The sequence below is a fragment of the Micromonospora sp. LOL_023 genome (assembly GCF_048060115.1).
GTDB lineage: Bacteria > Actinomycetota > Actinomycetes > Mycobacteriales > Micromonosporaceae > Micromonospora_E.
The window spans coordinates 47,422-73,651 of the sequence record NZ_JBHMIM010000023.1; the positions used below are offsets into that span (position 1 = coordinate 47,422).

At 72.0% G+C, this 26,230-nt stretch carries 19 protein-coding genes and 1 pseudogene; 3 read left to right on the top strand and 17 right to left on the bottom strand.

Annotated features, from left to right (window positions below):
- Positions 1 to 98: 98 nt before the first annotated feature.
- The 12 genes and pseudogenes from ACFHVL_RS14675 to ACFHVL_RS14730 all read right to left on the bottom strand — a co-directional run bounded on the left by ACFHVL_RS14675 (position 99) and on the right by ACFHVL_RS14730 (position 17,379).
- Positions 99 to 890: a cell division protein FtsQ/DivIB gene (locus tag ACFHVL_RS14675; protein WP_416628354.1), complete on the bottom strand. Its 792-nt coding sequence runs from the start codon at positions 888 to 890 to the stop codon at positions 99 to 101.
- The gene (gene murC / locus ACFHVL_RS14680) at positions 887 to 2,311 is read right to left on the bottom strand and encodes a UDP-N-acetylmuramate--L-alanine ligase (RefSeq protein ID WP_416628355.1); all 1,425 of its coding nucleotides are present in this window, start codon (positions 2,309 to 2,311) and stop codon (positions 887 to 889) included. Before murC ends, ACFHVL_RS14675 begins: the two co-directional genes overlap by 4 nt.
- Before the next feature lie 21 nt (positions 2,312 to 2,332).
- The gene (gene murG / locus ACFHVL_RS14685; protein WP_416628399.1) at positions 2,333 to 3,439 is read right to left on the bottom strand and encodes an undecaprenyldiphospho-muramoylpentapeptide beta-N-acetylglucosaminyltransferase; all 1,107 of its coding nucleotides are present in this window, start codon (positions 3,437 to 3,439) and stop codon (positions 2,333 to 2,335) included.
- Positions 3,440 to 3,708: 269 nt separating this feature from the next.
- Positions 3,709 to 5,169 (bottom strand): annotated as a pseudogene (locus ACFHVL_RS14690) (FtsW/RodA/SpoVE family cell cycle protein); the annotation flags it as partial.
- A gap of 164 nt (positions 5,170 to 5,333) precedes the next feature.
- The gene (gene mraY, locus ACFHVL_RS14695) at positions 5,334 to 6,458 is read right to left on the bottom strand and encodes a phospho-N-acetylmuramoyl-pentapeptide-transferase (protein WP_416628357.1); all 1,125 of its coding nucleotides are present in this window, start codon (positions 6,456 to 6,458) and stop codon (positions 5,334 to 5,336) included.
- A complete protein-coding gene (locus ACFHVL_RS14700) occupies positions 6,455 to 7,864 on the bottom strand; it encodes a UDP-N-acetylmuramoyl-tripeptide--D-alanyl-D-alanine ligase (RefSeq protein ID WP_416628359.1) in 1,410 nt (469 codons plus the stop codon). Before ACFHVL_RS14700 ends, mraY begins: the two co-directional genes overlap by 4 nt.
- Positions 7,861 to 9,450, bottom strand: a complete 1,590-nt coding sequence (locus ACFHVL_RS14705; RefSeq protein WP_416628360.1) for a UDP-N-acetylmuramoyl-L-alanyl-D-glutamate--2,6-diaminopimelate ligase — start codon at positions 9,448 to 9,450, stop codon at positions 7,861 to 7,863. Before ACFHVL_RS14705 ends, ACFHVL_RS14700 begins: the two co-directional genes overlap by 4 nt.
- A 57-nt stretch (positions 9,451 to 9,507) precedes the next feature.
- Positions 9,508 to 11,742, bottom strand: coding sequence for a peptidoglycan D,D-transpeptidase FtsI family protein (locus ACFHVL_RS14710; protein ID WP_416628362.1), 2,235 nt, complete (start codon positions 11,740 to 11,742; stop codon positions 9,508 to 9,510).
- Between the two features lie 6 nt (positions 11,743 to 11,748).
- Positions 11,749 to 12,321, bottom strand: coding sequence for a hypothetical protein (locus ACFHVL_RS14715; protein WP_416628363.1), 573 nt, complete (start codon positions 12,319 to 12,321; stop codon positions 11,749 to 11,751).
- A complete protein-coding gene (rsmH, locus tag ACFHVL_RS14720) occupies positions 12,318 to 13,466 on the bottom strand; it encodes a 16S rRNA (cytosine(1402)-N(4))-methyltransferase RsmH (protein ID WP_416628400.1) in 1,149 nt (382 codons plus the stop codon). The genes ACFHVL_RS14715 and rsmH overlap by 4 nt, the downstream gene beginning before the upstream one ends.
- 264 nt (positions 13,467 to 13,730) lie before the next feature.
- Positions 13,731 to 14,162, bottom strand: a complete 432-nt coding sequence (gene mraZ, locus ACFHVL_RS14725) for a division/cell wall cluster transcriptional repressor MraZ (RefSeq protein ID WP_416628364.1) — start codon at positions 14,160 to 14,162, stop codon at positions 13,731 to 13,733.
- Positions 14,163 to 14,550: 388 nt separating this feature from the next.
- A complete protein-coding gene (locus ACFHVL_RS14730) occupies positions 14,551 to 17,379 on the bottom strand; it encodes a DEAD/DEAH box helicase (RefSeq protein WP_416628365.1) in 2,829 nt (942 codons plus the stop codon).
- 84 nt (positions 17,380 to 17,463) lie between these two features.
- Here ACFHVL_RS14730 and ACFHVL_RS14735 point away from each other — a divergent pair, with 84 nt between their 5' ends.
- From ACFHVL_RS14735 to ACFHVL_RS14745, 3 genes are read left to right on the top strand one after another with little or no spacing between them, the layout of a single operon-like run.
- The gene (locus tag ACFHVL_RS14735; RefSeq protein WP_416628401.1) at positions 17,464 to 18,684 is read left to right on the top strand and encodes a MurT ligase domain-containing protein; all 1,221 of its coding nucleotides are present in this window, start codon (positions 17,464 to 17,466) and stop codon (positions 18,682 to 18,684) included.
- 40 nt (positions 18,685 to 18,724) lie between these two features.
- Positions 18,725 to 19,423: a type 1 glutamine amidotransferase gene (locus ACFHVL_RS14740; protein WP_416628402.1), complete on the top strand. Its 699-nt coding sequence runs from the start codon at positions 18,725 to 18,727 to the stop codon at positions 19,421 to 19,423.
- Complete coding sequence (locus ACFHVL_RS14745; RefSeq protein WP_416628367.1) at positions 19,420 to 20,175, top strand: TVP38/TMEM64 family protein; 756 nt, start codon at positions 19,420 to 19,422, stop codon at positions 20,173 to 20,175. Before ACFHVL_RS14740 ends, ACFHVL_RS14745 begins: the two co-directional genes overlap by 4 nt.
- A gap of 280 nt (positions 20,176 to 20,455) precedes the next feature.
- Here the strand turns inward: ACFHVL_RS14745 and leuS are convergent, their stop codons facing one another.
- The 5 genes from leuS to ACFHVL_RS14770 form a co-directional block, all read right to left on the bottom strand.
- The gene (gene leuS / locus ACFHVL_RS14750) at positions 20,456 to 23,296 is read right to left on the bottom strand and encodes a leucine--tRNA ligase (RefSeq protein ID WP_416628369.1); all 2,841 of its coding nucleotides are present in this window, start codon (positions 23,294 to 23,296) and stop codon (positions 20,456 to 20,458) included.
- A 240-nt stretch (positions 23,297 to 23,536) separates the two neighbouring features.
- Positions 23,537 to 23,971 (bottom strand): monovalent cation/H(+) antiporter subunit G, encoded by a 435-nt coding sequence (gene mnhG, locus ACFHVL_RS14755; protein WP_416628370.1) that lies wholly within the window; start codon positions 23,969 to 23,971, stop codon positions 23,537 to 23,539.
- On the bottom strand, positions 23,968 to 24,225 hold the full coding sequence (locus ACFHVL_RS14760; RefSeq protein WP_416628371.1) for a monovalent cation/H+ antiporter complex subunit F: 258 nt from the start codon (positions 24,223 to 24,225) through the stop codon (positions 23,968 to 23,970). The genes mnhG and ACFHVL_RS14760 overlap by 4 nt, the downstream gene beginning before the upstream one ends.
- The gene (locus ACFHVL_RS14765; RefSeq protein ID WP_416628372.1) at positions 24,222 to 24,680 is read right to left on the bottom strand and encodes a Na+/H+ antiporter subunit E; all 459 of its coding nucleotides are present in this window, start codon (positions 24,678 to 24,680) and stop codon (positions 24,222 to 24,224) included. Before ACFHVL_RS14765 ends, ACFHVL_RS14760 begins: the two co-directional genes overlap by 4 nt.
- Positions 24,677 to 26,230 carry a monovalent cation/H+ antiporter subunit D family protein gene (locus ACFHVL_RS14770; RefSeq protein WP_416628403.1) on the bottom strand — a complete coding sequence of 518 codons (1,554 nt, stop codon included), beginning with the start codon at positions 26,228 to 26,230 and terminating at the stop codon, positions 24,677 to 24,679. Before ACFHVL_RS14770 ends, ACFHVL_RS14765 begins: the two co-directional genes overlap by 4 nt.

A 26,230-nucleotide genomic window follows, 5' to 3' on the forward strand; every position in this document is an offset into this window, starting at 1 on the left:
GGCGTGTCGCCCGCCGCACCGGACGGAGTCCACCCCGGCACACCGTAATGTACCTTCTGAGGCGAGCCGTCCTGAAATCACGCGGACGTCAACTTTGCTCAGCGGATCGTCACCACGTCGGGCGCACTGACGTCGATCACCGTGCCCTCCTGGGCCAGCAACGCGTCGGCCACCCCCGCCTTGACGTCGTTCTCGGTGGCGTCACCCCAGATGACCACCCGGTCGTCGGCCAGCCGCAACTCGATGCCCGCCGGACCGCTCACCGCGATCTCGACCAACGCCTCGCGCAACTGTGCCGTCAACGCGGCCAGCACACTCACCGCGTCCCGGGCCAACGTCTGATCCACCTCTGGTGTCGCGAGCCGGATCACCGCCAGCCCGTCCGGCCGGAACGCGACGGTCTGGAACCCCACCCCGGCCGCGTCGACCACCACGAACTCGTCACCCACTGGCACCACCGCGGCAGGCACCCGCTCGACCACAGTGAGCACCAGTGTACCGGGCCAGTCACGACTCGCCACCGCACGCTCCACAGCGGGCAGCCCCGCCACCCGGCCCGCCACCGCGGCCAGGTCCACCCGGGCCAGCGGCGTTCCCACCGCGACATCTGCGGCCGCGCGCACCTCTTCTTCGCTGTGCACCACCGATCCGGTGACCCGGATCTGGTCCACGCCGAACACCGAGGTGGCCGCCACCACCCACCAGCCGGTCGCTACCAACACGACCAGTCCACCGACAACGGCCCAGGGCAGGGCGGACCGCAGCCGACGCTGTCGGGCCCGGCGCATGAACCGCCGCACCGACGGCGGCACCGCCTCCCGGCTGGCCCGGACCAGCCGCCAGCGGCGCGGCGGCCGGTCCGCCAGGCCAGGCCGGGCCTCCGGGGTCATCCCGCGTCGACCGCCAGCGCGGCCAGCAGTTCGTCGCCGAGCAGCGAAATGGGTGGTGCGCCCATCGTGACCACGATGTCGCCCGGGTTGGCCCGACGCAGCACCTCCGCCGCGACGTCCTCCCAGGAGGGCACGAAGACCTTGCGGTCCGGTGGCAGCGGCACCGCCGCCGTCAACGACACCCCACCCTCGCCTGGTTCCCGCAACTCGCCCGGGCCGAACACCTCCATGACGATCACCTCATCGGCGATCGCCAGCGCCTCGGCGAGCTCGAACTGCAGGTCCCGGGTCCGGTAGACCCGGTACGGCTGGAACACCACCACCAGCCGGCCGGCCCCGGCCACCTCCTGCATCGTGCTCAGGGCGGCGGTCATCGACGTCGGATGGTAGGCGTACTCGTCATAGACCGTCACCCCGGCCACCGACCCCTTGCGCTCGAACCGGCGACGGACGCCGGGGAACGCGCCGAGCGCGGCGACCGCCGCGGCCAACGGCAGGCCCAGGCGCAACGCGGTGAGCACCGCTGCCGCGCTGTTGAGGCCCAGGTGTCGACCCGGCACCGGCAGCGCGATCTCGCCCAGCGACACACCGTCCAGGCTGGCCTGGTAGCGGACGCCGTGGGCGTCGAAGGCGATCTCGGTCAACCGCAGGTCGGCGTCGGCCGACTCGCCGTACGTGTGGACGGTCCGGCCCTCGTCGCGCAGCGCCTCGGTGAGCTGGCGGGTGGCCGGATCGTCGGCGCAGGTCACCACGAATCCGGCAGGATCGGTGAGCCGGGCGAACTCGGCGAACCCGGCGGCCAGACCGGCCAGGTCACCGTAGGTGTTGAGATGGTCGGCATCGATGTTCGTGATGATCGACACGAACGGTCGGTAGAGCAGGAACGACCGGTCGCTCTCGTCCGCCTCGGCGACGAACAGATCACCGGTGCCGTGGTGGGCGTTGGACCCGACCTCGGAGATCTCCCCGCCGATCACAAACGACGGGTCCTCACCGGCCTGCTGCAGGATCAGCGTGATCATCGAGGTGGTCGTGGTCTTGCCGTGCGTACCGGCGACCGCGATGGTCCGGCGCCCGGTCATCGCGGCGGCGAGTGCCTCGGAACGGTGCAGCACCCGCAGACCACGCTCACGGGCGGTCGCCAGTTCCACGTGGTCGGCCGGGATGGCGGTCGAGTAGACCACCGTGTCCACCCCGTCGAGGTTGCCGGCCACGTGGGCCGTGTGGATGGTCCCACCGAGCGCCCGCAACCCGGCCAGCGACGGCCAGTCGCGCAACTCGCTGCCGGTCACCGGGATGCCGCGGGTGAGCAGGAGACGGGCAAGGCCGCTCATCCCGACGCCGCCGATACCGATCAGATGGACGGTGCCCAGGTCTTCAGCGGCAAGTGTGCCGGTCGGTGCGAGCTCGGTGGACTTCACGTGGTCACCTTCCCTGGCGGGTCAACGGGACACCGCCTCGTAGACGAAGTCGAGCAGCGCCTCGTCGCCGTCGCGCCGGCCGTACGCGGCAGCCGCCGCGCCCATCATGGCCAGTCGCTGCGGATCCCGCGCCAACGGCAGGACGACCTGCTCCACCCAGGCCGGCGTCATCTCGCCGTCGTCAACGAGCAACCCACCGCCCGCCTCGACCACCGGCAGCGCGTTGCGCTTCTGCTCCTGGTTGCTGTGTGGGTACGGGACGTAGATCGCGGGCAGCCCGAGTGCGGCCACCTCGGCACAGGTCATCGCGCCACCGCGGCACACCATCAGGTCGGCGGCGGCGTAACCGAGCTCCATCTCCGACAGGTACGGCAGCGTCACGTACGGCACCGGCAGGTCGCTCGGCACGGAGATCGCTTCGTTGCGGGCCCCGATCACGTGCAGCACCTGCACGCCCGCCTGGGTCAGCTCCTTGGCCGCCCCGGAGACCGCGAGGTTGATCGACCGGGCACCCTGTGACCCGCCGGAGACGAAGACGACCGGCAGGTCCGGGCGCAGCCCGAAGTGGGCACGGGCCGCGTCGCGGGCCGCCGCCCGATCCAGACCGGCGATGGACCGGCGCAGCGGCACGCCGACCACCCGGGCGTCGCGCAGCGACTCGGCCTGCACCGGCTGGTGGGGAAAACCCACCGCCACATGCTTGGTGAACTTCATTCCCATCCGGTTGGCCACTCCTGGTGGCACGTTCACCTCGTGCACGACGATCGGCAGCTCGCGGCGCCAGGCCGCCAGGTACGCCGGAACGGAGACGTAGCCGCCGAACCCCACCACCGCGTCGGCCTGCACCTCGTCGATGACCTTGCCGGCGGCGCGGGCGGCCTTCAACATCCGGTCCGGAGTACGCACGAGGTTCATGTTGACCGACCGCGGCAGCTGATGTGCGGGGATCAGCCGCAGATCGTAGCCATGCGGCGGAATCAGCTCGTTCTCCAGCCCTTTCGGGGTGCCGAGGCAGGTGATCCGGACGCTCGGATCGTGCCGGCGTAGACAATCGGCGAACGCGAGCAGCGGGTAGATGTGCCCACCGGTCCCTCCACCTGCCAGCACCACCGATCGCAGCGGACCCATCAGCATCTCCTCTCGCTCGGCTCGGTGGACGCGACCGGGCTGGCGTACCAGCCAGTCGGGCGCGGCGGCGGCGCGTGCCACCGCCGACACCTGCGGGCCACCGAATCGGGCGCGCGGTGTCGCGGGGTACGTTAACGCTCGCCGCGCGGCGCCGACGCACGGGGCACCGCAGAGCCTGCGCCGCCGGTGGGCCGCGACCGCCCGGATGCGGCGCGTGAGCCCACCGCCCCCTCCGGACGCGACCCTCCGGACGCGGCCCGTGAGCCCGTCGCGCCGCCGGAACGCCCGCCGCGATCGGCTGCTGCTGCCGGACCGGAACGCGGCTCTACCCCGGTCATCCGGGGTTTCGCCGGATGCCGGCGACGCGGCACCGGCGGCAACGGGGCCCAGAGTAGTCGCACCCAGCGCGCCGGCGGGCGGGCGTTGAGCGCCCGCGCTGCGTCCGGTTCGGCCCGGGCGAACGACGCCAGCATGCCGATCGCCGCGAGCGTCACCACCAGGGCGCTGCCGCCGGCCGAGATGAAGGGCAGCGGGATGCCGGTAATCGGCAGCAGTCCGACCACCCCACCGATGTTGATCACCGCCTGGCTGATCAGCCAGCTGGCCGCAGCGGCTGCGGCCAGCCGGCGAAACGGGTCGTCGACCCGGCGGGCGATCCGCAACCCGGTGTACGCCAGCACCGCGAACAGCGTCAACACCACGACACAGCCGACCACCCCGAGTTCCTCCGCGACGATGGCGAAGATGAAGTCGTCCTCGGCCTGCGGCAGGTAGCCCCACTTCAACCGGCTGGAGCCGAGCCCTTCGCCGAACCAGCCGCCGTTGGCGATCGCGTACCGGGCCTGCAGCGCCTGGTAGCAGTCGTCGACGCACTGCTCCGGCGGGACAAAGAACGACGTCAGCCTGGCCAGCCGGTAGTTGCTCGCGTCCTGTTCGCCGGATCCGGCGCCCTGCCAGGCGGCGGCGACCAGCAGCCCGATGCCGGTCAGCCCGACCGCGCCCAGTGTGGCGAAGATCCGCAGTGGTACGCCCGCCGCCCAGAGCAGCCCGACGACCAGCGCCAGAATGCAGAGCATGGTGCCCAGATCGTTGTAGCCGACCAGCAGGAAGAGCAGGCCGACCGTCGGGAACAGCGGAATGGCCAACTGCCGCCACTGACCGAGCTCGGTGCCCTTGCGGGCGATCACGTCGGCCCCCCAGAGCACCAGACCCAGCTTGGCCAGCTCGGAGGGCTGCAGCTGGAACGAGCCGAAGTAGAGCCAGAGCAGGTCCGCCTCGACCGGCCCGATCCGCGCCGCCGGCCAGCCGAGCAGCGAGGCGATCAGCAGCATCCCGTTGAGCACCAGCAGCAGCGCGACCGCGGCACCGAGCACCACGATGCCCAGCGCCCGAAAGGTGCGCCAGGGCAGCCGCTGGCAGAGCCAGAAGGCGACCAGCCCGATCACCGCGAACGTCGCCTGCCGGCTGAGCACGCTGAACGCGCTACCGTCATCGATGTAGGCCTTGATGCTGGTCGCGGAGAAGACCATGGTCAGGCCGATCATCAGCAGCAGCCCGCTACTGAAGATCAACAAATAGTACGAGGCGAGCGGCCTGGCCAGCAGGCCCCGCAACGCCGCAAGCCCGGCGACCGGATCCCAGCCGCCACCGGCGGCCGGCTGGCTGGCCGGACCGGCCGGCGGCGGGGCCGCCGGCCGTTGTACGGCCGTACGGCCGGGTTCAGCGGTCACCTGGGCAGCCTCCCCGTCCTCCCGATCGGTCCATCATCGGCGCTCACGCCGGCGCCCGCCCGGCAACGGGTCGGCACCGGCGTGTCGCGGATGTCCGATGGGTAGGCAGCAGGCGACCGAGCGTGGCAGCGCACTGGTGGTCGATTACCCCGGGCGGGCCCCGACTATCCCACCACCGCGAGGAACTCGCTGTAGAACAGTCCCAGGCCGATCGCCACCCCGATGCCGGCGATGATCCAGAACCGGACGACGATGTTGACCTCGCTCCAGCCGGCGAGTTCGAAGTGGTGCTGCAGCGGCGACATCCGAAACACCCGCTTGCCGGTGGTCTTGAACGAGATGATCTGGATGACCACCGACATGGTGATGATGACGAACAACCCGCCGATGATCAGCAGCAGCAGCACGGTCCGGGTGGCCATCGCCATGCCCGCGATCAGCCCGCCGAGCCCGAGCGCGCCGGTGTCGCCCATGAAGATCCGTGCCGGTGAGGTGTTCCACCACAGAAAGCCCACACAGGCCCCGGCGGCGGCCCCGGCGATCAGCGCGATGTCCAGCGGATCCCGCACCTCGTAGCAGTACTGGGCGGTGTAGTTCGGGTCGGCACACCAGTGGCGGTACTGCCAGAACGCGATCAACGCGTACGCGGCGAGCACCATCACCGAAGCACCGGTGGCCAGCCCGTCGAGCCCGTCGGTCAGGTTGACGCCGTTGGTCGTCCCCATCACGACCAGGATGAAGATGACCACCGAGATGGCCTTGCCGACGTCGAGGACGTCGATGTCCCGGATGAACGACAGCGTGGTGCTGCCGACCGTCTCGGTGTTGGTCGCGTCGCCGGTGGCGTCCACCATCGTGCTCGGGAAGTACAACGCGATGATCCCGAACACCGCGCCGACCATGATCTGGCCGAACAGTTTGCCGCGCTTGTTCAACCCGGCGCTGTTGCGTTTGCGGACCTTGAGGAAGTCGTCGATGAAGCCGACCGCGCCGGAGAAGACCAGCAGGCCGAGCAGCACCAACGCGGTGATGGTCGGTCCGACCTGGGCGATCTGCTGCTCCGGCAACGTGGTCAGGGCGAGATGCCCGGCCACGTACGCGATCACCGTGGCCACGATGAACACCACGCCGCCCATCGTCGGCGTGCCCTTCTTACCCTGGTGCATCACCGGGCCGTCGGACCGGATCGGCTGGCCGGCCTTGAGCCGGGTGAAGACCTTGATGGCCACCGGGGTGCCGAACAGCGACACCAGGAAGGCCACCGCGGCCGCGACGATGACCGCCCTCACGCCGTCGCCTCCCCGACGCCGTCGCGCAGCGCGTCGGCAACCTCCCAGGTGCGGTACCGCGAACCCTTGACCAGCACCACGTCCCCGGCGGTGATCTCCCGCCGGAGCAGGTCGATCGCCGCCTGTTGATCGGTGACCAGCACCGACTCCCCTTCCCATGTCGCCACCGCGGCCGCCCCCTGTCGGATCGACGCGGCCTGCTCACCTACCACCAACAGCCGATGCACGCCGAGTTCGGCGGCCAGCCGGCCGACCTCGGCGTGCCCCTCGTGCTCGTAGTCGCCCAACTCGGCCAGATAGCCGAGCACCGCGAAGGTCCGTCGGTCCCGGCCCAGATCCGCCAGCGAACGCAACGCCGCCGCGGTGGAAGCCGGATTCGCATTGTAGGAATCATCGATCACGGTAATTCCATCCGGCCGGTCGAAGACGTCCATCCGGCGGGTGGAGACCAACCGCAGCTCGCCCAACGCGGCGGCCAGCGCCGCCGGGTCGGTCAGGCCCAGTTCGATCGCGACCGCCGCCGCCAGCAGGCTGTTGCCGACCTGGTGGCGGCCGCTGACGGCGAGCCGCACCGGCGCCGCACCGGCCGGGGTCACCAGCCGGTACGCGGCGCGACCCCGCGCGTCGACAGTGATCTGCTCGGCGCGCACCGTCGCGGCCGGGTCCTCGCCGGCAAGCACCACCCGGGCACCGGTGCGTCTGGCCATCGCCGCCACCCGTGGGTCGTCGGCGTTGAGCACCGCCACGCCGTCGGCCGGCAGCGCCTCCACCAACTCACCCTTGGCGGTGGCGATCGCGTCGACCGAACCGAACTCGCCGATGTGGGCCACCCCGACGTTGACCACCACGCCGACGCGGGGCGGGGCGACGGCGCAGAGGTGCCGGATGTGGCCGATCCCCCGCGCACCCATCTCCAGCACCAGGAACCGGGTCGAGGCGTCGGCCCGCAGCACCGTGTACGGATGGCCCAGTTCGTTGTTGAACGAGCCGGCCGGTGCCACGGTCGGGCCCAGGCCAGCCGCGAGCTGCGCGATCAGGTCCTTGGTGGTGGTCTTGCCCGACGACCCGGTCAGGCCGATCACGGTCAGCTCCGGCAGCCGGTCCAGCACGGCCCGCGCCAGCCGGGCCATCGCATCGAGCGGATCGTCCACCAGCACCATCGGCACCGGCCCGGCGTCGCTGGTGACCGGCCGGGTACCGAGCACCGCGATCGCGCCGGCGGCCAGCGCCGTGGCGGCGAAGTCATGGCCGTCGACCCGCTCCCCGGCGAAGGCGACGAACAGCCCGCCCGCCCCGATCCGGCGAGAGTCGAACTCGACCCCGCCGGTGACCCGTACCGTCGGGTCGACCGCCCGCAGCCGACCACCGGTCGCCTCGGCGACCTCGGCGAGCGTCATCGCGATCATGCCCGTACCACCAATGCTCCGAAGCGGGCGGTCAGCGCCGCCGCGAGCTCGATCCGGTCGTCGAACGGCTGGATGTCGCCGTTGATCTCCTGGCCCTGTTCGTGGCCCTTGCCGAGCACCGCGATCACGTCCGGGGCGCCGGCCAGCCGGACCGCTTCGTCGATCGCGGCCCGTCGACCGGCGATCTCCACCACCTCGGCACCGGCGACGGCGTCGGCGCCGCGCCGTACCTGCGCCCGGATCGTCGCCGGGTCCTCGGTGCGAGGGTTGTCGTCGGTGACGATCACCAGGTCCGCGCCGCGCGCGGCCGCGTCGCCCATCGTCGGGCGCTTGCCCCGGTCCCGGTCGCCGCCCGCGCCGACGACGCAGATGAGTCGACCGCGCCGGGAGTCGCTCAGCCCGCGCAGCGCCGCCAGCACGGCGACGATCGCATCCGACTTGTGCGCGTAGTCGACGACGCCGAGCACCGGCCCGGGGGCGGTGACCCGTTCCAGGCGGCCCGGGACGCCGGGGCAGGCGGCCACCCCGGCGGCGGCTGTCGCCGGATCGACGCCGACCGCCACCAGGGTGGCGATGGCCAGCAGCGCGTTCGCCACGTTGTGCCGGCCCGGCAGGCCCACCCCGGCCTCGATCGAGATGCCGTCCGGGCCGAGCGCGATGAAGTGCTGCCGGTAACCGTCGTCGCTGATCGCCGCGGCCCGCCAGGTGGCGCCGGCAGCGGCGCTCGCCGAGTAGGTGACGGTGTACGGGCGACGTAGGGGCGCCAACGCCGGGTCGTCGTGGTTGAGCACCTCGACGGCGCAGCGGCCGTCGAAGAGCCGGGCCTTGGCGGCGAAGTAGTCGGCCGAGTCGGTGTGGAAGTCCAGGTGGTCGGAGCCGAAGTTGGTGTAGCCGCCGACCGCGAACCGCACCCCGCCGACCCGGTCGAGGGCGAGCGCGTGGCTGGACACCTCCATCACCACGCTGTGCACCCCGCTCTCCTGGGCGACCGCCAGCATGGCGTGCAGGTCGGTGGCCTCCGGGGTGGTCCGCGCGCTGGAGACCACCAGATCGCCGAGACGGGTCTCCACCGTACCGATCAGCCCGGTGCTCTGCCCGGCAGCCCGCAGCCCCGACTCCACCAGGTACGCGGTGGAGGTCTTGCCGGCGGTGCCGGTCAGGCCGATCATCGTCAGCTGCCGGCTCGGTTCGCCGTACACGATCGCGGCCAACGGCCCGAGCACGTGCCGCGGATCGGACACGATCAGGGCGGGCAGCCCGGCGGCCTCGGCAGCGGCGGCCCCGGCCGGATCGGTCAGTACGGCCACCGCGCCCCGGCCGGCGGCGTCGGCGACGAATTCGGCGCCATGCCGGCGTGCGCCGGGCAACGCCGCATAGATGTCACCGGGGCGAACCTCGCCGCTGGCATGGGTGATTCCGCTGATGGACGGGTCTGCGCCGACCGGCGGCGGCACTGCCAGCGCGGCGGCGAGTCCGGCGAGCGGAACCGGATGGTTGGCGCGAGGTCGTGGATTGCCGGGCACGGCGCTAGACCCTACCCGGTCCGTGGACCCGGCCCGCGCAGCGGCGTACCGGCCACGCCGCATTGCAGGTCGTTTCGTCCGTACGGGTGACTCTCGGACATTACTCCGACACACCCGCCGTCACGGATGCACCACGAACTCGGGCGGCCCAGTGCCGCTCGGCGGCACCCGGTAGTGCAGCAGGGTGAAGCGCATCATGTCGCGGAACGCCGGTGCGGAGACGTCCCCGCCGCCACCGCCCGGCGTGTGCGCGACCACGGCGATCACGTAGCGCGGGTCGTCGGCCGGCGCCATGCCAATGAACGAGGCCACCTCGCCGGGCTGCACGACGCCGCCGACGAGCCGCCGCCCGGTGCCGGTCTTGCCGGCCACCCGGTAGCCCGGTATCGCCGCGGCGGTGCCGGTGGCGTCCGCAATGGTGGTGACCGCTTCCATGATGGTCTGCAACGCGGCGGCGTTCTCGGCGCTGAGCACCCGTCGGGTGGTGGGCTCGCCCGCCGGGGTGCGCTCCCCGTGCTCGTCGATGATCTCCCGGACCAGTGTGGGCTGGATGTAGACGCCGTCGTTGGCGATCGCCGCGTACGCCGCCGCCATCTGCAGGGGGGTGGCGTCGACGCTGTGCCCGAGCGGCACCGACCCGTACGACGAGTCGCTCCACTCGTCGACCGGCAGCACCCGCCCGCTGGCCTCACCGGGCAGTCCCACGCCGGTCGGGCTGCCCAGGCCGAACGCCTCCTGGTACGCGTACAGCCGCTCGGGACCGAGCAGATCCGCCAGTTTGATCGTGCCGACGTTGGACGAGTAGGCCATCATCCCGGCCAGGCTGGTCGCGACGCCCGCCTCGATCGGGCGGGTGTCGCGGAACGTGGTGTCGCCCTTGCGGATGGTCGGGCCCAGGTCGAGCGTGCTGTCCGGCTCGATCAGGCCCTCCTCCAGCGCCGCGCCGAAGACCAGCGCCTTGTGCACCGAGCCCGGCTCGACGGTGAAGGCGGTGGCCACGTCCTGCCGGTCGGTCGGGTCGCTGGACCAGGCGTCGGCGGCGTTGTACGTCGGATGGCTCGCCTGGGCCAGCACCTCGCCGGTCCGCACGTCGAGGACGATGGCGGTGGCCGCGCTGCCGTTGCGTTGCTCCATCCGGTCGCTGAGGATGCGCTGCACCTCGTACTGCAGGTCACGGTTGATGGTGAGCACCAGCGAACTACCCGGCTGCGGCTCGGTCTCCTGACGGTAGCCGCCCGGGATCTCGGCCAGCCGCAGCTCGCGGTTGCCCTGCTCGGCGATCCGCTGCCCGTTGACTCCGCGCAGCACCTCGTCGTAGCGGGCTTCCAGGCCCTCCAACCCGTTCATGTCCAGCCCGACGAAACCGAGCAGGTTGGCCGCCAGGTCGTTGCCAGGGACCTCGCGCCGCTCGTCGTAGTCCGTGCCGATGCCCGGCAGTTCGAGCGCCACGACCTGCTCGGCGACGTTGACGTCGACGCCTCGGGCGAGCCACTCGAAGCGGGACGGCTGGCCGTCGGGTCGGGCCTGCGGCACCATCCGCTCCAGCAGGGTGGACCGGGGGATGCCGAGCAGTGGGGAGAGCTCGTCGGCCGCCACCTGCGGGTCCCTGACCATCTCCGGGTCGGCGTAGACGAACCGGGCGGCGACGCTGTGCACCAGCACGGCGCCGGTGCGGTCGTAGATGCTGCCCCGGGGCGCGGGGACCACGACCGGCGCGCCGACCCGGTCCTGGACGCCGCCGTCGGCGTACGCGGGTGAGTCGACGACCTGCAGCAGGATCAGCCGGACCCCGATCACCGCGAACATGGTGAGGGCCAGGAATGTGCCCAGCCGTAGTCGACGTCGCGGGTCGGCCAGGCGGGGCAGCCGGCTGCGGCGTCGGGGCCGGGTCGCCGGTCGGGCGGCGGCGGCACCGGAGCGTGGTCGGGCACCGGGCCGCGACGTCGAACCGGACCGCGACGTCGAGCTGTTGGCGGTCCGCCGACCACCGCCCTGGCTGGCCGGGGCACCCCGGCCCCCGGCAGTCCGCCGGTCGAGAGCCGCACGGCGCTCGCCGGCGGCCGGCTCGCGCCGGGTGGTGGGGGCGGCGGACCGTTCCGTCTCGGCGGGCCCGGCACGTCCGCCGTCGAGCACCTGCAGGGCGGGGCGGAACGGGTCACGGCTACGTTCGGCGCGGCCGGTACGCCGTTGTTCGGCTGACTCACGCACCGTCCGGCCACGTGGCGTATAGGCACGGGCGTCGGCGATGCCGCCGAGCCCGGAAGCATCACGGTTGGCGTCCGTGCCCGGCCGGCCGCCACCGCGCCGGGACCCAGGTGGGTCCCGGCGCGGTGGCGGATCGGAGCGGTCAGCCACGGCGGACTACTCCCCCGCCCCCTGCTGGCTGGTGATGGCCGGCTCACCGGTGGCCGGTTGCGGCACGCCGATCACCCGCCCGTCCGGCAGTCGGATGAACGCCGGCGGGCCGGATTCGACCAGGCCGAGCTTGCGGGCCTGGGCGGCCAGGTTGTTCGGCGCCTCGTACTGGGCGATTTCCTTTTTCAGCTGCTGTTCCTGGATGTCCAGGTTCGACTGCTGCTGCTGCAGTGTGCCGATCCGGATCGCGTTCTCATTGATCTTGGTGTTGACCAGCAGTACACCGAGGACCCCACCGACGACGACCACCAGGATCATCGCGATGAACGGTGCCCGCGGCACCGCGACCGGTGCCGGCGGCGCCACCCGCAGCTGCGGCTGCGGCGCCTCCTCCGAACTGTCCCAGACCCGGACCGAGTCCTGGATCGCTGACTGTTCCTGCAGCGCCGCGCTGCCCTGGGTCGCGTAGCCACCCGACGAGGTGCGTCGCGCCGCGGTCCGGCCCCCCGACCGCGGTGCGCCTACTCGGGCGCTGCGCTGACCGATCTGCCCCGAACGGTCGCGCTTTTCGACATTCATTTCCCCTCCCCCTGTTCATCCGAACCGCGACCCCGATCGCGGCGTCGCTTCCGGCCGGCTGTTCCGTCCGGTGCGGATCGCCCGTGCGCCGCCGCGCCGGGCTGATGTAGCGCTCGTACCGGGCGGGGCCGTTCGCGGGCGGCCCCGCCCTTGTCCCGGTTGGCGGTGCCGACACTGGTCACCGCCGCCTGTCCGATGTGTTCCGCTGCTCGCAGCCGCACCGACGCCGCACGTGGGTTGGCCGCGATCTCCGCCTCGCTGGCCTGCTCGGCACCCCGGCTGAGCAGCCGGAACGTCGGGCCGGTGCCGGGCAACTCGACCGGCAGCTCCAGCGGAGCGGTGCTGCGCGCGCGGCCCGTCAGCGTCTGCTTGGTGATCCGGTCCTCCAGCGAGTGGTAGGACATGACCACTAGGCGTCCGCCGACGCGCAACGCGTCCAGCGCGGCTGGCAATGTCCTGCGGAGCACTGCCAGCTCCTCATTTACCTCGATGCGTAGCGCCTGAAACGTTCTCTTCGCAGGATTTCCGCCAGTTCGTCGAGTAGCTGCCGGGATGGCCGCCTCGACCAGTTCGGCGAGCCGGGCCGACGAGACGATCCGCCGCCGAGCGCGCTCCCGCACGATGGCCGACACGATCCGGGTCGCGAACCGTTCCTCGCCGTACTCGCGTAGCACCCGCACCAGGTCGCCGGGAGGGTAGTCGTTGACCACATCCTCGGCAGTGGTCCCCCGCCCCTGGTCCATCCGCATGTCCAACGCCGTGTCCCGGGCGTAGGAGAACCCACGGTCGGGCGCGTCGAGCTGCAGCGAGGACACCCCCAGATCGAACAACACGCTGTCCACCCCGGACAGTCCGAGCTGGTCGAGCACCGCTGGCAACTCGTCGTACACCGCGTGGACGAGGTGGATCCGATCGACGAAGCGGGACAACCGGGCCCGGGAATGGGCCAACGCCTCCTCGTCGCGGTCCAGCCCGACCAGGGTGACCGTCGGAAACGCCGTCAGCACCGCCTCGGCGTGACCGCCGAGGCCGAGAGTGGCGTCGACGTGCACGGCCGGCCGGCCGGCGGTTTCCAAGGCGGGGGCGAGCAGCTCGAGACACCGCTCGAGTAGCACCGGCACGTGCGTACCGCGAAGCTCCCCCATGTCGACCCCCAGTGGCCTTGCCCGCCGTTGTCTCGCCCGGTTACTGCGTTGCCGCTCGTCGTACCGCCAGATCCCCATCCGCTCTACTCCCGCCCACCGGCGACGCCGGTGCTGGAAAACGCGCGCCTGGCGCCGGGGAAGTGGCGCCAGGTGCGGGAGCGGCTGGAGATCTCGCAGTACGGCGGGCGACCGGTGCCGAGCGGCGGCCTTCGCGCCAGCCACCGACGCCGACGAAACCGCCGGACGCATCGGCCATCCGTTGCCCTACAGCCCGCCGGGCAGCACCCCCTCCTCGATGTCCGCGAAGTCGTCCTCGCTGTCGGAGAGATAGGTGTCCCAGGCCTGCTTGTCCCAGATCTCCACCCGGCTGCTCGCCCCGATCACCACGAGGTCGCGGCCGAGGCCGGCGTACTCCCGCAGGTGTGCCGGAACGGTCACCCTGCCCTGCTTGTCCGGCACCTCGTCGTGCGCACTGGCGAAGAAGACCCGACTGTAGGCCCGCGCCGCCTTGTGGGTCATCGGCTGCTCGCGCAGCTGATCGGCGATCCGCTGGAACTCCGGTGCCGGAAAGACGTAGAGGCAGCGCTCCTGCCCTTTGGTGATCACGACACCTCCCGCCAGCTCGTCCCGAAACTTGGCTGGAAGGATCAACCGGCCCTTTTCGTCCAGGCGCGGAGTATGGGTGCCGAGAAACACGGCCCAACCCCCTTGCCCTTGTACGGCATTCGCGGTGCCGCATCCCCCATGGGCCGGCGGGCCCTCCCGGCCCCGCCAATGTGCCCCACTCTACTCCACTTCCCTCCACCCGCAACCGGAATCGCCGCCGGAACACGCCCATTTCCCCGACAAAACCGCACGTCAACCGGGGTGGTGCCGAGTGGAGGGGCACGAGCGTCCACCCCGGTCCACTTTCCGACAGGCGTGCACAGAATCAGTTGCGCATCGTGCCGAATCGCGCTCAGCGCCAGCGCCGCAGCGACTGTCCGCTCCTGATCGCGGCCAGTCCACCGGTCCCCGGGGAGCCCGGTGGAGGGAATCCGGCCGACCAGTGGAGGAAAGTGGTGTGCCGGTGACGGCCCGCCCGCTACCCCGCGAGGATCTCCAGCGCCGCCCGCACCGGATCACCGTTCCAGCGGGAGGCGAAAGCGTCGGCCAACGCCCAACCGGCCCGGCGCAACGCCCGCTGCCGCGCCAGGTGCGCCTGCGGACCCTCCGGATGGACCACGCAGTTGAGACCGACGGCGTCGGCGCCGGCACCGAGACAGATGTCCACCGTCCACCGTCCGACCGGGTAGTCGAACCGCACCGCGCCGCCGAGTTCGGTCAGCCGGGCGCCGAGCTGCTCGGCCCAACCGCTGACCCCAGCGGTGGTCACCGCGCCCCTGGCCGGCACCGCTGGCGGCGGCTGGCGCGCGTACCGCAGAAACTCCCCCACCAGGCCGTCGGCTGCGCTCAGCGAGGTCACCACCACCAACTGTCGCCGCGCCCGGGTGATCAGGACGTTGAACAGGTGCGGATCGGCCAGGAAACGTAACCTGGCCGACGGATCGTCGTCGGTCACCGCGAACGACGCCACCACCGTCTCGGCCTCGCCGCCCTGGATCGCGTGCACGGTGCCGACCCGCAGCCTCAGCTCCTCGATCCGCTCCACCGGAAACTCCGCGACCAGTGCCGCCTCCAACGCGTCGGCCTGCGCGCGGAACGGGGTGACCACGTTGATCTGCGACTGGCCGGAAGTGGCAAGTTCCCGCACCACCTCGACAGTGGCGGCCACCTCCGCCTGATTCACCCCGTCCACGGTGGCCGCGGACACCACCTGCCGCACCGCGATCACGTCGATCGACTCGTTCGCTGGGTGGCGGGTGGTGACCGCGAACCGGTCGGCGTAGAACCGCCGGGCCGAGAACTCGATCAGCTGCGGTACGCAGCGGAAGTGCTCGTCGAGCCAGGTTACCGGTGCGCTGGCAGCGGCGAGATCGAAGGCGCTGACCCGGCGGACGTCGAGCCGGTCGTCCAGACCGTGTCGGTCCAGGGTGTCGGCCACGTCCACGTCCGCGACGAAGGAAACGAAGCGCAACTGTCGTGGGTCACCGACGACCAGTGCCCGACGGGCCCGGGCCAGCGCCGGGGCAGCCCGGATCTGGTCGCTGTGCGAGGCCTCGTCGAGGATGACCAGGTCGAACAGACCGGGCGACGGCGGCAACAGTTCGGCTACGTCGGTCACCGTGCCGATCCACAACGGCAACGCCCGGACCAGGGCCGGACCGTCCAAGGCTGTCAGCAGCTCCCGGCGCCGGTTTCGCCCGGCCCGCAACGCGCTCGCCAACGCCCCGGCGTTGCGCCGGGCCGGCGGATCCCATCGACGCTCGCTGCCGACGCGGTTCCGCATCGCGGTCCCGACCCGCTCGGCGAGCTCCCGGTCGGCCTCATCGAGCCGGTCCCAGCACGCCGCCAGATCAGTGCCGCCCACAGCGGCGAGCCGAGCCCGGGCCGCCACCGCCCGGGCCGCCTCGACCGCAGCGGCGACCTGGTCCAGCGCACCGTCGGTGTCCCCGGCGAGGTCAACGGCGACACCGAGCCGACGCCGCAGCCAGCGACGGGCGGCCCGCCGACGCCACCTCGTCCACCAGTTCCCGCCACCCGGGGTGCGGGCCAGCCGGACCGCACGCGCGGCACCGGCCAGGTCGGCCCCGGGTACGAACGCGCCCGGTGCGGTCAGTGACAGCGCACCGAGCAGTGGCTCCCACCCGGTCGCGGCGGCGGCCAGTCGCTCGGTCTCCAGGGCGAGCCGGATCAGTCCGGTCTCCCGAGCAACCCGGCTTCGGACCACCGCCACCGCGTCCTCGGCGGCGGACACCCACACCGCCGGGACACCCGAACCGGCACCGGCGGCGAGGGTGGCGGCGACCTCCGCCCGTCGTTGGGCGTCGCCGAACAGCACCGGTGTCGGCCCCCGGTAGCGGGCCAGGAGATCAACCAGTACGTCTGCGGCATGCGGCGACTGGGTCACCACCAGGACGCTGCCGCCCCGATCGACCGTGTCCAGGGCGGCGGCCACGACGGCGTGACTCTTGCCGTTGCCCGGCGGACCAGACACGACGGTGAGCCGTTCCCGCCGGACCCGCCGGACCACGTCCGACTGGGCGGCGGTCAGCGGCAACGGCGACTCGACCGCATCGGCGACGAACCGGACGCCCGGCGTGGCTGCCTCCCCCGCCACTGTTTCGCCGGCACCGCCGTCAGTGCCGGTCGGCGTCGGCTGGTAGACCTCCGCCAGCGCGGTGCCGGTCAGATCCCGGCCGGCCCAGGCCCGTAATCCGTCGGCGAGCGCCACCCCGTAGACATCCCGGACGGTGAACAGCACCGCGGCCAGATAGCCGGTCAGCCCGCTCGCCGGCGGCCGGGGACGCCGACCGGTCGGTGCCGGCCGTACCTCGGTCAACGGCAGCCCGGCGGCCGCGGCGGCGGTCCGCAGCCAAGCCTGCGTTCCGGTCGCCGTCAGCCAGCCCGGCCCGCCCAGACCGGGCACCGATTCCAGGCTCGCCGCAACAGCGCGATCCGTGACCAGCGAGGTCAACTCCAGCTCCCCGGCCGACACCACCCGGTAACCACGCAGCCCACGCTCCAACCGGACCGGTTCGGACAGCAACGGCAGCCGGACCCGGCGGCGGACCCCGTCCCGTTCGACGGTGCCCACGACCAGACCCAAGCCGCGTCGCAGGATCCGCTCGTCGCGGTGCAACAGGTCGACCGCGGCCAACCGGTCGGTGGCGGCATCACGCTGGTGCCGCTCCGGATCGGCGAGCCAGAGCAGCGGCTGGCCGCCCCGGGTCACGTCCAACATCCGCTCGGGTGCGGCGGGCGCCAGTTCGGCCAGCGCCCGCAGCGCGGCAGCGACCATTGGGCTACTCATCGGTCGTCGACCGTACCAACGCCTCCGTGCGTCGATCGGCGCCCGACCCGGTCCGGTAACCTCGCTCGGGTGACGGACGCGAAGATGCCCTTGCGGGCAAAGGTGGCCAGCTCGGTGTCGCGCACCGCCGCGGCGCTGTCGCGGGCCGCCGGACGGGGCGACGGGTCGGTGATCGGCGGCTGGATCGGCCTGAAGATCGATCCGGAGTTGCTGGCACACCTCGCTGCCGGCCGGGCCATCGGGCTGGTCTCCGGCACCAACGGCAAGACCACCACCACCCGACTCGCGGCGGCGGCGGTCGGCGTACTCGGCCGGGTGGCGACGAACTCGTACGGCGCCAACATGCCCAGCGGGCACACCTCCGCCCTGGCCAAGGCCGGTGCCACCCCGTACGCGGTGCTCGAAGTGGACGAGCACTACCTGCCGCAGGTGCTGGAAGCCACCAATCCCCGGGTGGTGGCGCTACTCAACCTCTCCCGTGACCAACTGGACCGGGCCAAAGAGGTCGCCATGATGGCCCATTTGTGGCGGGTGGCGCTGGCCGAGCACCCGGACGTCAAGGTCGTCGCCAACGCCGACGACCCGATGGTCGTGTGGGCCGCGGCGACCGCGGGGGCGGTCACCTGGTTCAGCGCCGGACAGCGCTGGCACGACGACTCCTGGGTGTGCCCGGAGTGCGGCTCGGCGATCGCCCGCGCCGACAACCAGTGGTGGTGCGCCGGCTGCCCGCTACGCCGGCCCGAGCCGCAGTGGGTGGTCGACGAGGACGGAGTGATCGACCCGACCGGCGCCTGGCACAAGGTGGTGCTGCAACTACCCGGGCAGGTCAACGTCGGCAACGCGGCCACCGCGCTCGCCCTGGCCGCGGAGTTCGGCGTACGCCCGATGGACGCGGTGTCCCGCCTGGCCATCGTCACCTCGGTCGCCGGCCGGTACGCGCAGGTGGTGCGCAACGGACGCAACATCCGGCTGCTGCTGGCGAAGAACCCGGCCAGCTGGCTGGAGGCGTTCGACATGGCCGAGCAGGCCCCGACGCTGCTGTCGATCAACGCACGCGACCCCGACGGGCTGGACACCTCCTGGCTGTTCGACGTCGACTTCTCGCCGCTGCGCGGCCGGCAGGTGCTGATCACCGGGGACCGCGCGTACGACCTCGCGGTCCGACTGGAGGTCAACGACGTGCCGTTCCTGCACGTGGCGACGCTGAACGCGGCGATCGCCTCGGTGCCGCCCGGACGGCTGGAGGTCATCGCCAACTACACCGCATTCCAGGACATCCGAGCGGAGCTGGACCGTGTCAACTGAGTCGTTCCCGGCCATCGGACCATCGATCGGTGGTCCCAGCGTGCTGCGGCTGGTCTGGATCTACCCCGACCTGCTGTCCACCTACGGCGACCGGGGCAACCTGCTGATCCTGGCCCGCCGGGCGCAACAACGCGGCATCCCGGTGGAGTTGACCGAGATCCGCTCCGACCAGCCGGTGCCCCAGTCCGCCGACATCTACCTGGTGGGCGGCGGTGAGGACGGCCCGCAGGCCCTCGCCGCGCAGCGGCTACGCGCCGACGGCGGGCTGTACCGGGCAGTCAGCCAGGGTTCGGTGATCTTCGCGGTCTGCGCCGGCTACCAACTGTTGGGTACCTCGTTCTTCGCCAAGGGCACCGAGTGCGCCGGACTGGAACTGCTCGATCTGCGCTCCGACCGGGGGCCGAGCCGGGCAATCGGTGAGCTGGCCGGCGACATCGATCCTCGGCTGGGTCTTCCACCGCTGAGCGGGTTCGAGAACCACGGTGGCCGGACCCACCTCGGCACCGGGGTCTCCCCGCTCGCGCGGGTGACCGCCGGGGTGGGCAACGACGGTGCCAGCGAAGGCGCCTGGCGGGGCAACATCCTCGGTACGTACGCGCACGGTCCGGCCCTGGCCCGCAATCCGGCGCTGGCGGACCTGCTGCTGCGCTGGGCGATCGGCGCGGCGAGCCTGCCGCCGCTCAACGACCTGTGGGCCGAGCGGTTACGCGCCGAACGGATGGCCACGCTGCGCGCATGAGCCGGCTCCGCACGGCGCTGCGCGAGCCTGCGGTGATCCGCTTCGTCGCCCTGCTCGCCCTGATCGCCGGCTGCGGCTTGCTGGTGCTGCTCGCCCCCCGGCCCGACCTGGCCGCCGTTTCCGCCCTACCGGACCGACTCGGACCGGCCGCGCCGGTGCTCGCCGTGGTGGTCGGTGCGGTGCTGTTGACCGCGCTGGTGCCCCGGACGTTCATCACGCTGACCTGGGGTGCGCTCTTCGGCCCAGTGGCAGGTGCCAGCTACAGCCTCGCCGCGGCGACGCTGGCGGCGCTGATCGGGTTCGGCGTCGGCCGCTGGCTCGGCCGCGAGTTCGTCGCCAGTCGGACCTCGGCGGCGCCACCGACCAGTTTTGCCGGGCGGACCGGCCGCACCCGGCAACGACTGGCCCGCCTGGACCAGTGGTTCGCCACCCAGAGCGTGCTCGGCGTGATCATGGTCCGGCTGCTGCCGATCAGCGGATTCGGCATGACCAGCTACGGCTACGGCACCACCGGCGCCCGGCTGGCACCGTTCCTGGTCGGCAGTGTGCTCGCATCGGCGCCGACCGCGATCGGGTACGCGGTGCTGGGTGCCGCGGTCGTCGCGCCCGGTGAGGTCAATCTGCTCGCCGCCGCACCCGCCGGACTAGGGCTGATCGCCACCGTCGCGCTGCTGCTGCGCTGGCGCCGCGCGGTGCGATCGAGTGCCGCCGGGCCGCAACCTCATGAGTGTGAGGCGGCCGCAGCGGAGTAGTCACGTTTGACCGACCAGGTGATAGGTCCGGCCCACGTGATCGTGCGCCGCGACGGCGACCGCTCCGGGACGTGCTCGACCGGCTCGGCGACGTCGGCGCCAGCCTGACCCATCTCAGCAAGGCTCTGACTCAGCGGTCGCTCGAACACCGCCAGGTCATCGCCGACGCCGGCGATCGGTACGACGCACAGTGTCCCGACCACCCAGATTCGTTGACCAGCGACGACGCGGACCCGAAGGGATTCCTCCGGGTCCACGTCAGGGTCAGGGCAGCTCTGTGTCAGGGCACGACGCTGACCATCCGGCCGGGTACCACGATCACCTTGCGCGGCTCACGACCGGCCAGGTGCTCGGCCACCGCCGCCAGCGCGGCGGCCCGTACCTGCTCCTCGGAGGCCTCGGCCGGCACTTCGACGCGACCGCGGACCTTGCCGGCGACCTGTACCGGGTAGGTCACCGAGGCGGCCCGCAGCAGCGCCGGGTCGGCTGCCGGGAAGTCCACGTAGGTCAGCGAAGCCGCGTTTCCCAGCCGCTGCCACAGCTCCTCCGCCACGTGCGGCGCGAACGGCGCCAGCATCAGCACCAGCGGCTCGGCCACCTCGCGTGGCGTCGCCGGCAGCCGGGTCAGCGCGTTGGTCAGCTCGATCAGCTTCGCGATCGCCGTGTTGAACCGCAGGTTGTCCAGGTCGCCCCGGACCCCGTCGATCATCCGGTGCAGCAGCCGGCGCAGCTCGTCGCCGGCCGGCTCGTCGACCACCCGCGACGCCCCGGACTGCTCGTCGACCAGCGCCCGCCACACCCGCTGCAGGAACCGGTACGAGCCGACCACCGCCCGGGTCTCCCAGGGTCGGGAGACCTCCAGCGGGCCCATCGACATCTCGTACACCCGGAAGGTGTCGGCACCGTACGCCTCGCACATCTCGTCCGGGGTGACCACGTTGCGTAGGCTCTTGCCCATCTTGCCGTACTCGCGGTCGACCTCGACGTCGCCGTGGAACCAGCCGCCGTCGCGCTCGGTCACCTCGGCCGCGTTCACGTACGCGCCCCGCGCGTCGGTGTACGCGTACGCCTGGATGTAGCCCTGGTTGAACAGCCGACGGAACGGCTCGACGCTGGACACGTGCCCCAGGTCGAACAGCACCTTGTGCCAGAACCGGGCGTACAGCAGGTGCAGCACGGCGTGCTCCACCCCACCGACGTACAGGTCGACGCCGCCGCTGTCGTCCGGCCCGGTCGGGCCCATCCAGTACCGTTCGTTGGCCGGGTCGACGAAGGCGTCGTTGTTGGTCGGGTCGGCGTAGCGCAGCTCGTACCAGCAGGAGCCGGCCCACTGCGGCATGGTGTTGGTCTCCCGGCGGTAGCGGCGGGGACCGGTCGGTGCCCCCGGCACCCCGGTCAGGTCCAGCTCCACCTCGACCCAGTCGGTGGCCCGCGACAGCGGCGTCTCCGGGTTGCTCTGCGCGTCGTCGGCGGCGAAGGTACGCGGCGAGAAGTCGTCGACCTCGGGCAGCTCCAGCGGCAGCATCCGCTCCGGCAGTGCGATCGGCAGCCCGGTGGAGTCGTAGACGATCGGGAACGGCTCGCCCCAGTACCGCTGCCGGCTGAACAGCCAGTCCCGCAGCCGGTAGGTGACCGCGCCCCGACCGTGGCCGCCGGCCTCCAGCCAGGCGATGATCCGTTCCTTGGCCTCGGCCAGGCCCAGTCCGTCCAGGAAGTCGCTGTTGGTCGCCGGCCCGTCACCGGTGTACGCCTTGCCGGCGAAGCCCTCCGGCGGGGTCACGGTCCGCACGATCGGCAGATCGAACATCTCGGCGAAGTCCCAGTCCCGCTCGTCCTGGGCCGGCACCGCCATGATCGCCCCGGTGCCGTAGCCGGCCAGCACGTAGTCGGCGATGAAGATCGGCAGTCGCGCGCCGTTGACCGGGTTGGTGGCGAACGCGCCGACGAAGACGCCGGACTTCTCCCGGCTGTCGGCCTGCCGTTCGGCGTCGGTGCGGCCGGCGGCCTGCTTGCGGTACGCCTCGACCGCTTCCCGGGGGGTGGCGTGCCCGCCGGTCCACGCCGGCCGGACCTCCGCCGGCCAGGCCGCCGGCACCAGGTCGTCGACCAGGGTGTGCTCGGGGGCCAGCACCATGTAGGTGGCACCGAACACGGTGTCCGGCCGGGTGGTGAAGACCTCGATCGGCGCGACGGCGGTCGGGAAGGTGATGTGCGCACCGGTGGACCGGCCGATCCAGTTGCGCTGCATCAGCTTGATCGGCTCGGGCCAGTCCAGCAGGTCCAGGTCGTCCAGCAGCCGGTCGGCGTACGTGGTGATCCGCATCATCCACTGCCGCAGGTTGCGCTTGAAGACCGGGAAGTTGCCGCGCTCGGACCGACCGTCGGCGGTGATCTCCTCGTTGGCCAGCACGGTGCCCAGTCCCGGACACCAGTTGACCGGGGCCTCGGAGACGTACGCCAGGCGGTGGCCGTCGACCACCTCGCGGCGTTCCCGCTCGGTCAGCTCCGACCAGGCCCGGCCGTCCGGAGTGGGCCGTTGGCCGCTCTCGTACGCGGCGATCAGTTCGGTGACCGGTCGGGCCTTGCCCACGGTCGGGTCGTACCAGGAGTTGAAGACCTGCAGGAAGATCCACTGCGTCCAGCGGTAGAACCCGACGTCGGTGGTGGCCACCGAGCGGCGGTCGTCGTGGGCCAGTCCCAGCATCCGCAGCTGCGCCCGGTACCGCTCGATGTTGGCCTCGGTGGTGGTACGCGGGTGCTGGCCGGTCTGCACCGCGTACTGCTCGGCGGGCAGGCCGAAGGCGTCGAAGCCCATCGCGTGCAGCACGTTGCGCCCGGCCATCCGCTGGTACCGGCCGTAGCAGTCGGTGCCGATGAAGCCCAGCGGGTGGCCGACGTGCAGCCCGGCACCGGACGGGTACGGAAACATGTCCAGCAGGAAGAGCTTGTCGGCGCCGGACCGGGGGTGGTCCGGGTCGGCCAGCGGCCCGGCCGGGTTGGGCGCGTGGAAGGTCCTCTCCTGTTCCCACCGTCGCTGCCAGCGTCGCTCGATCTCGCCGGCCATCGCGGCGGTGTAACGGAAGGCAGGGGTGTCCGCCACGGTCTCGACTGCCTCGCTCATCGTCGGTCGCCACCTCAGGTATCGGTCGTGGGCTGTGATCTGTCGGTTCGGGAGCCGGGAACGAATCCGGGCATGAAAAAACCCCTCACGCAGGAGGGGGTCGCCGTGCTGCCGCCAGCGGCGGCGGCCGTCGTCAGTAGTCAGGCCACCGGGTGGGTCAGCACGGCCGGAGAAGGAGCAGGAAAGTGCCGGCCATACCGGGAGTCTACCCCGGATCGCAACTCTCCCGATGGCCGGGCGTCACCGCTGTCGCGGCCGACCGCTGGGTGTGGCGTCCCCGGCGGGCGTCGGCGCACCGGCCGGGCCGGAGTCGACCGGGCCGGAGTCGTCACGGTGGGCATCGGCCGGCGCGGCGTCGGCCAGCGCGTCGAACCGGCTCTCCGCCGCCATCGGGGTGCCGGACCGGTACGCGGCCCGGGCCAAGGCGTAGCCGCCGACCGGGGCCGTCACCAACTGCAGCAGGATGGCCAGGGTCACGACGACCGCCGTACGCGGGCTCGGCAGCAGGACCAGCACGCCGAGCAGGATGAGGATCAGTCCCAGGCTGGCCGCCTTCGCCACCGCGTTCATCCGGTTGTAGATGTCCGGCAGCCGCAGCAGACCGACGGCGGTGATCCCGATCAGCAGGGTTCCGGCACCCAGCAACACCCCGGCGAGCACGGTCTGGCCGGTCACCGGCTGCGGCCTTCCACCAGCCGGGCGAGGGCGACGGTGGCCAGGAACCCGACCAGGGTCGCGGTCAGCACGATGTCCAGCAGCGCGGCGATGTCCAGCCGTGCCGCCAGCACCGCGACTCCGGCGATGAAGACGAAGAAGCCGAAGTCGAGGGCGGCGGCCCGGTCCGCGTCGGTCGGTCCGACGACCAGCCGGATGATCGCGGCCAGCATCGCCGCCGAGAGTACGGCGAGCAGCGGGTCGAGTGCGCTCATGATCCTTCAGCCTCCTCCGGCTGGGCTGGCTGACCGGGCGGCTCGCCGTCCGGACGGAGATCCACCGGGCGTACCGCCGGCAGCAGCCGGTCCTGCAGACGGGCGAGTTCGGCACGGAAGGTCTGCGGGTCCTCGGCGTGCATGCCGTGGACGAACAGCGTCGGTGGTTGTTGACGGATCGCGACGGTCAGGGTGCCCGGGGTCAACCCGACCGCCAGCGCCATCAGCACCACCTCGGTGCGGGTCCGGGTCCGCAACCGGAACTCGACGATCCCCGGTGACAGACCACTACCCGGGGTGACGATCTCCCGGGCCACCACGAGGTTGGCGACCACCAGCCGAAAGCCGAAGTACGCCACGAAGCGAACCACCCGCGCGATCCGCCGCACCGCCCGCTCCGGCAGGCGGCGCCAGTCGCCCCTGCGCCCGGCACCCACAGACCCTGCCCTGGTCATCGGCCGGTCACCGCCGCCACGTACGCGCTCGGATCGACCAGTCCGGCGGCGGCGCCGGCGGCCAGGTCCAGCAGCGGCGTGGCGGCCGGGCCGAGCAGCAGGGTGAGCACGGTCAGCAGCAACGCCGGCACCGTCATGCCGGCACCGATCCGGGGCCCCCGGCGGTTCTGGGGCGCGCGGACGGCCCCGGTGCCGGCCGGGACACCCGTCCCGGCCGGCTTCTTCGCCCGCACGGCGCCAGCCAGCACGGCCTGACCGGGTTGGTCGCCGTGGTCCGCCTCGTCGCCCTGTCCCTCGGGTGGCTCGCCCCAGAAGGCCAGGTCCCAGATCTTGATCATCGAGATGAGGGTGCCCAGGCTGACGAGCACCGCGACCGCGAAGATCAGGTAGTCGCCTTCGGTGGCCGCCGCCCGCAGCAGCAGGAACTTGGCCAGGAAACCGGAGAAGGGCGGCATGCCGGCCAACGACAGCGCGGCGCCGATGAACGCCAGCGCGAGCAGCCGGTGTGCGGCGGCGAGCCCGCCGAGGCGGTCCAGCCGGTCGGTGCCGTACCCGACCACCACCGCCCCGGCGCAGAGGAACAACGCCGCCTTGACCACGATGTACTGCACCAGGAAGAAGATCGCCGCGGTGAGGGCGGTCGGGCTGAACAGCGCCAGTCCGATCAGGATGTAGCCGATCTGGCTGACCGCGTGGAACGCCAGCACCGACCGCATCGCGGTCTCGCCGAGGGCGCCCAGCACGCCGATCACCATCGTCGCGGCGGCCGCCAGCCCGATGATCCAGCGGTAGTCCGCCGCGCCGTCGTAGACGACCGCGACGATCCGCATGATCGCGTACACGCCGACCTTGGTGAGGATGCCGGAGAACAACGCGGTGACCACCGGTGGGGCGTGCGGGTAGCTCCGCGGCAGCCACCCGTGCAGCGGCACCACCGCCGTCTTGAGACCGAGCGCGAGCAGCACCACCGCGCCGGCGAACGCCAACGCCGGGGATGCGGTCGCCGCACCGGCCAGTCCGGCCAGATCCACCGTGCCGGCCACGGCGTAGACCAGTCCGACCCCGGCGAGGAAGACCGTGGAGGCGAGCAGGTTGACCGTGACGTACACCCGCCCTGCGGTGATCCGGTCCCGCCCGCCGCCGGTGGTCAGCAGCACGTACGACGGGACCAGCATGACCTCGATCATCACGAACAGGTTGAACAGGTCCGCGGTCAGGAACGCCCCGTAGGCGCCCGCGCTCATCACCAGCGCCAGCGGCACGAAGTAGGGGCGCCGGTCGTCGGCGGATCCGATGGCGAACACCCCGCACGCCAACGTGACCAGCGCGACGACGGTGATCATCAGTGCGCTGAACGCGTCGGCGGCCAGGCTGATCGCGATGCCCGCCGGCCAACCGCCGACCCGAGACGCCAGCACCTCGCCGTCGCGGGTCACCGCCAGCAGCCAGCCGCCGTACGCCATGACGGCGGCGTTGGTCGCGAGCCACGCCACCCGGTGCAGCGTCACCAGACGCGCCGGCGTCGCCAGCAACAGTCCGGCGACCACCAT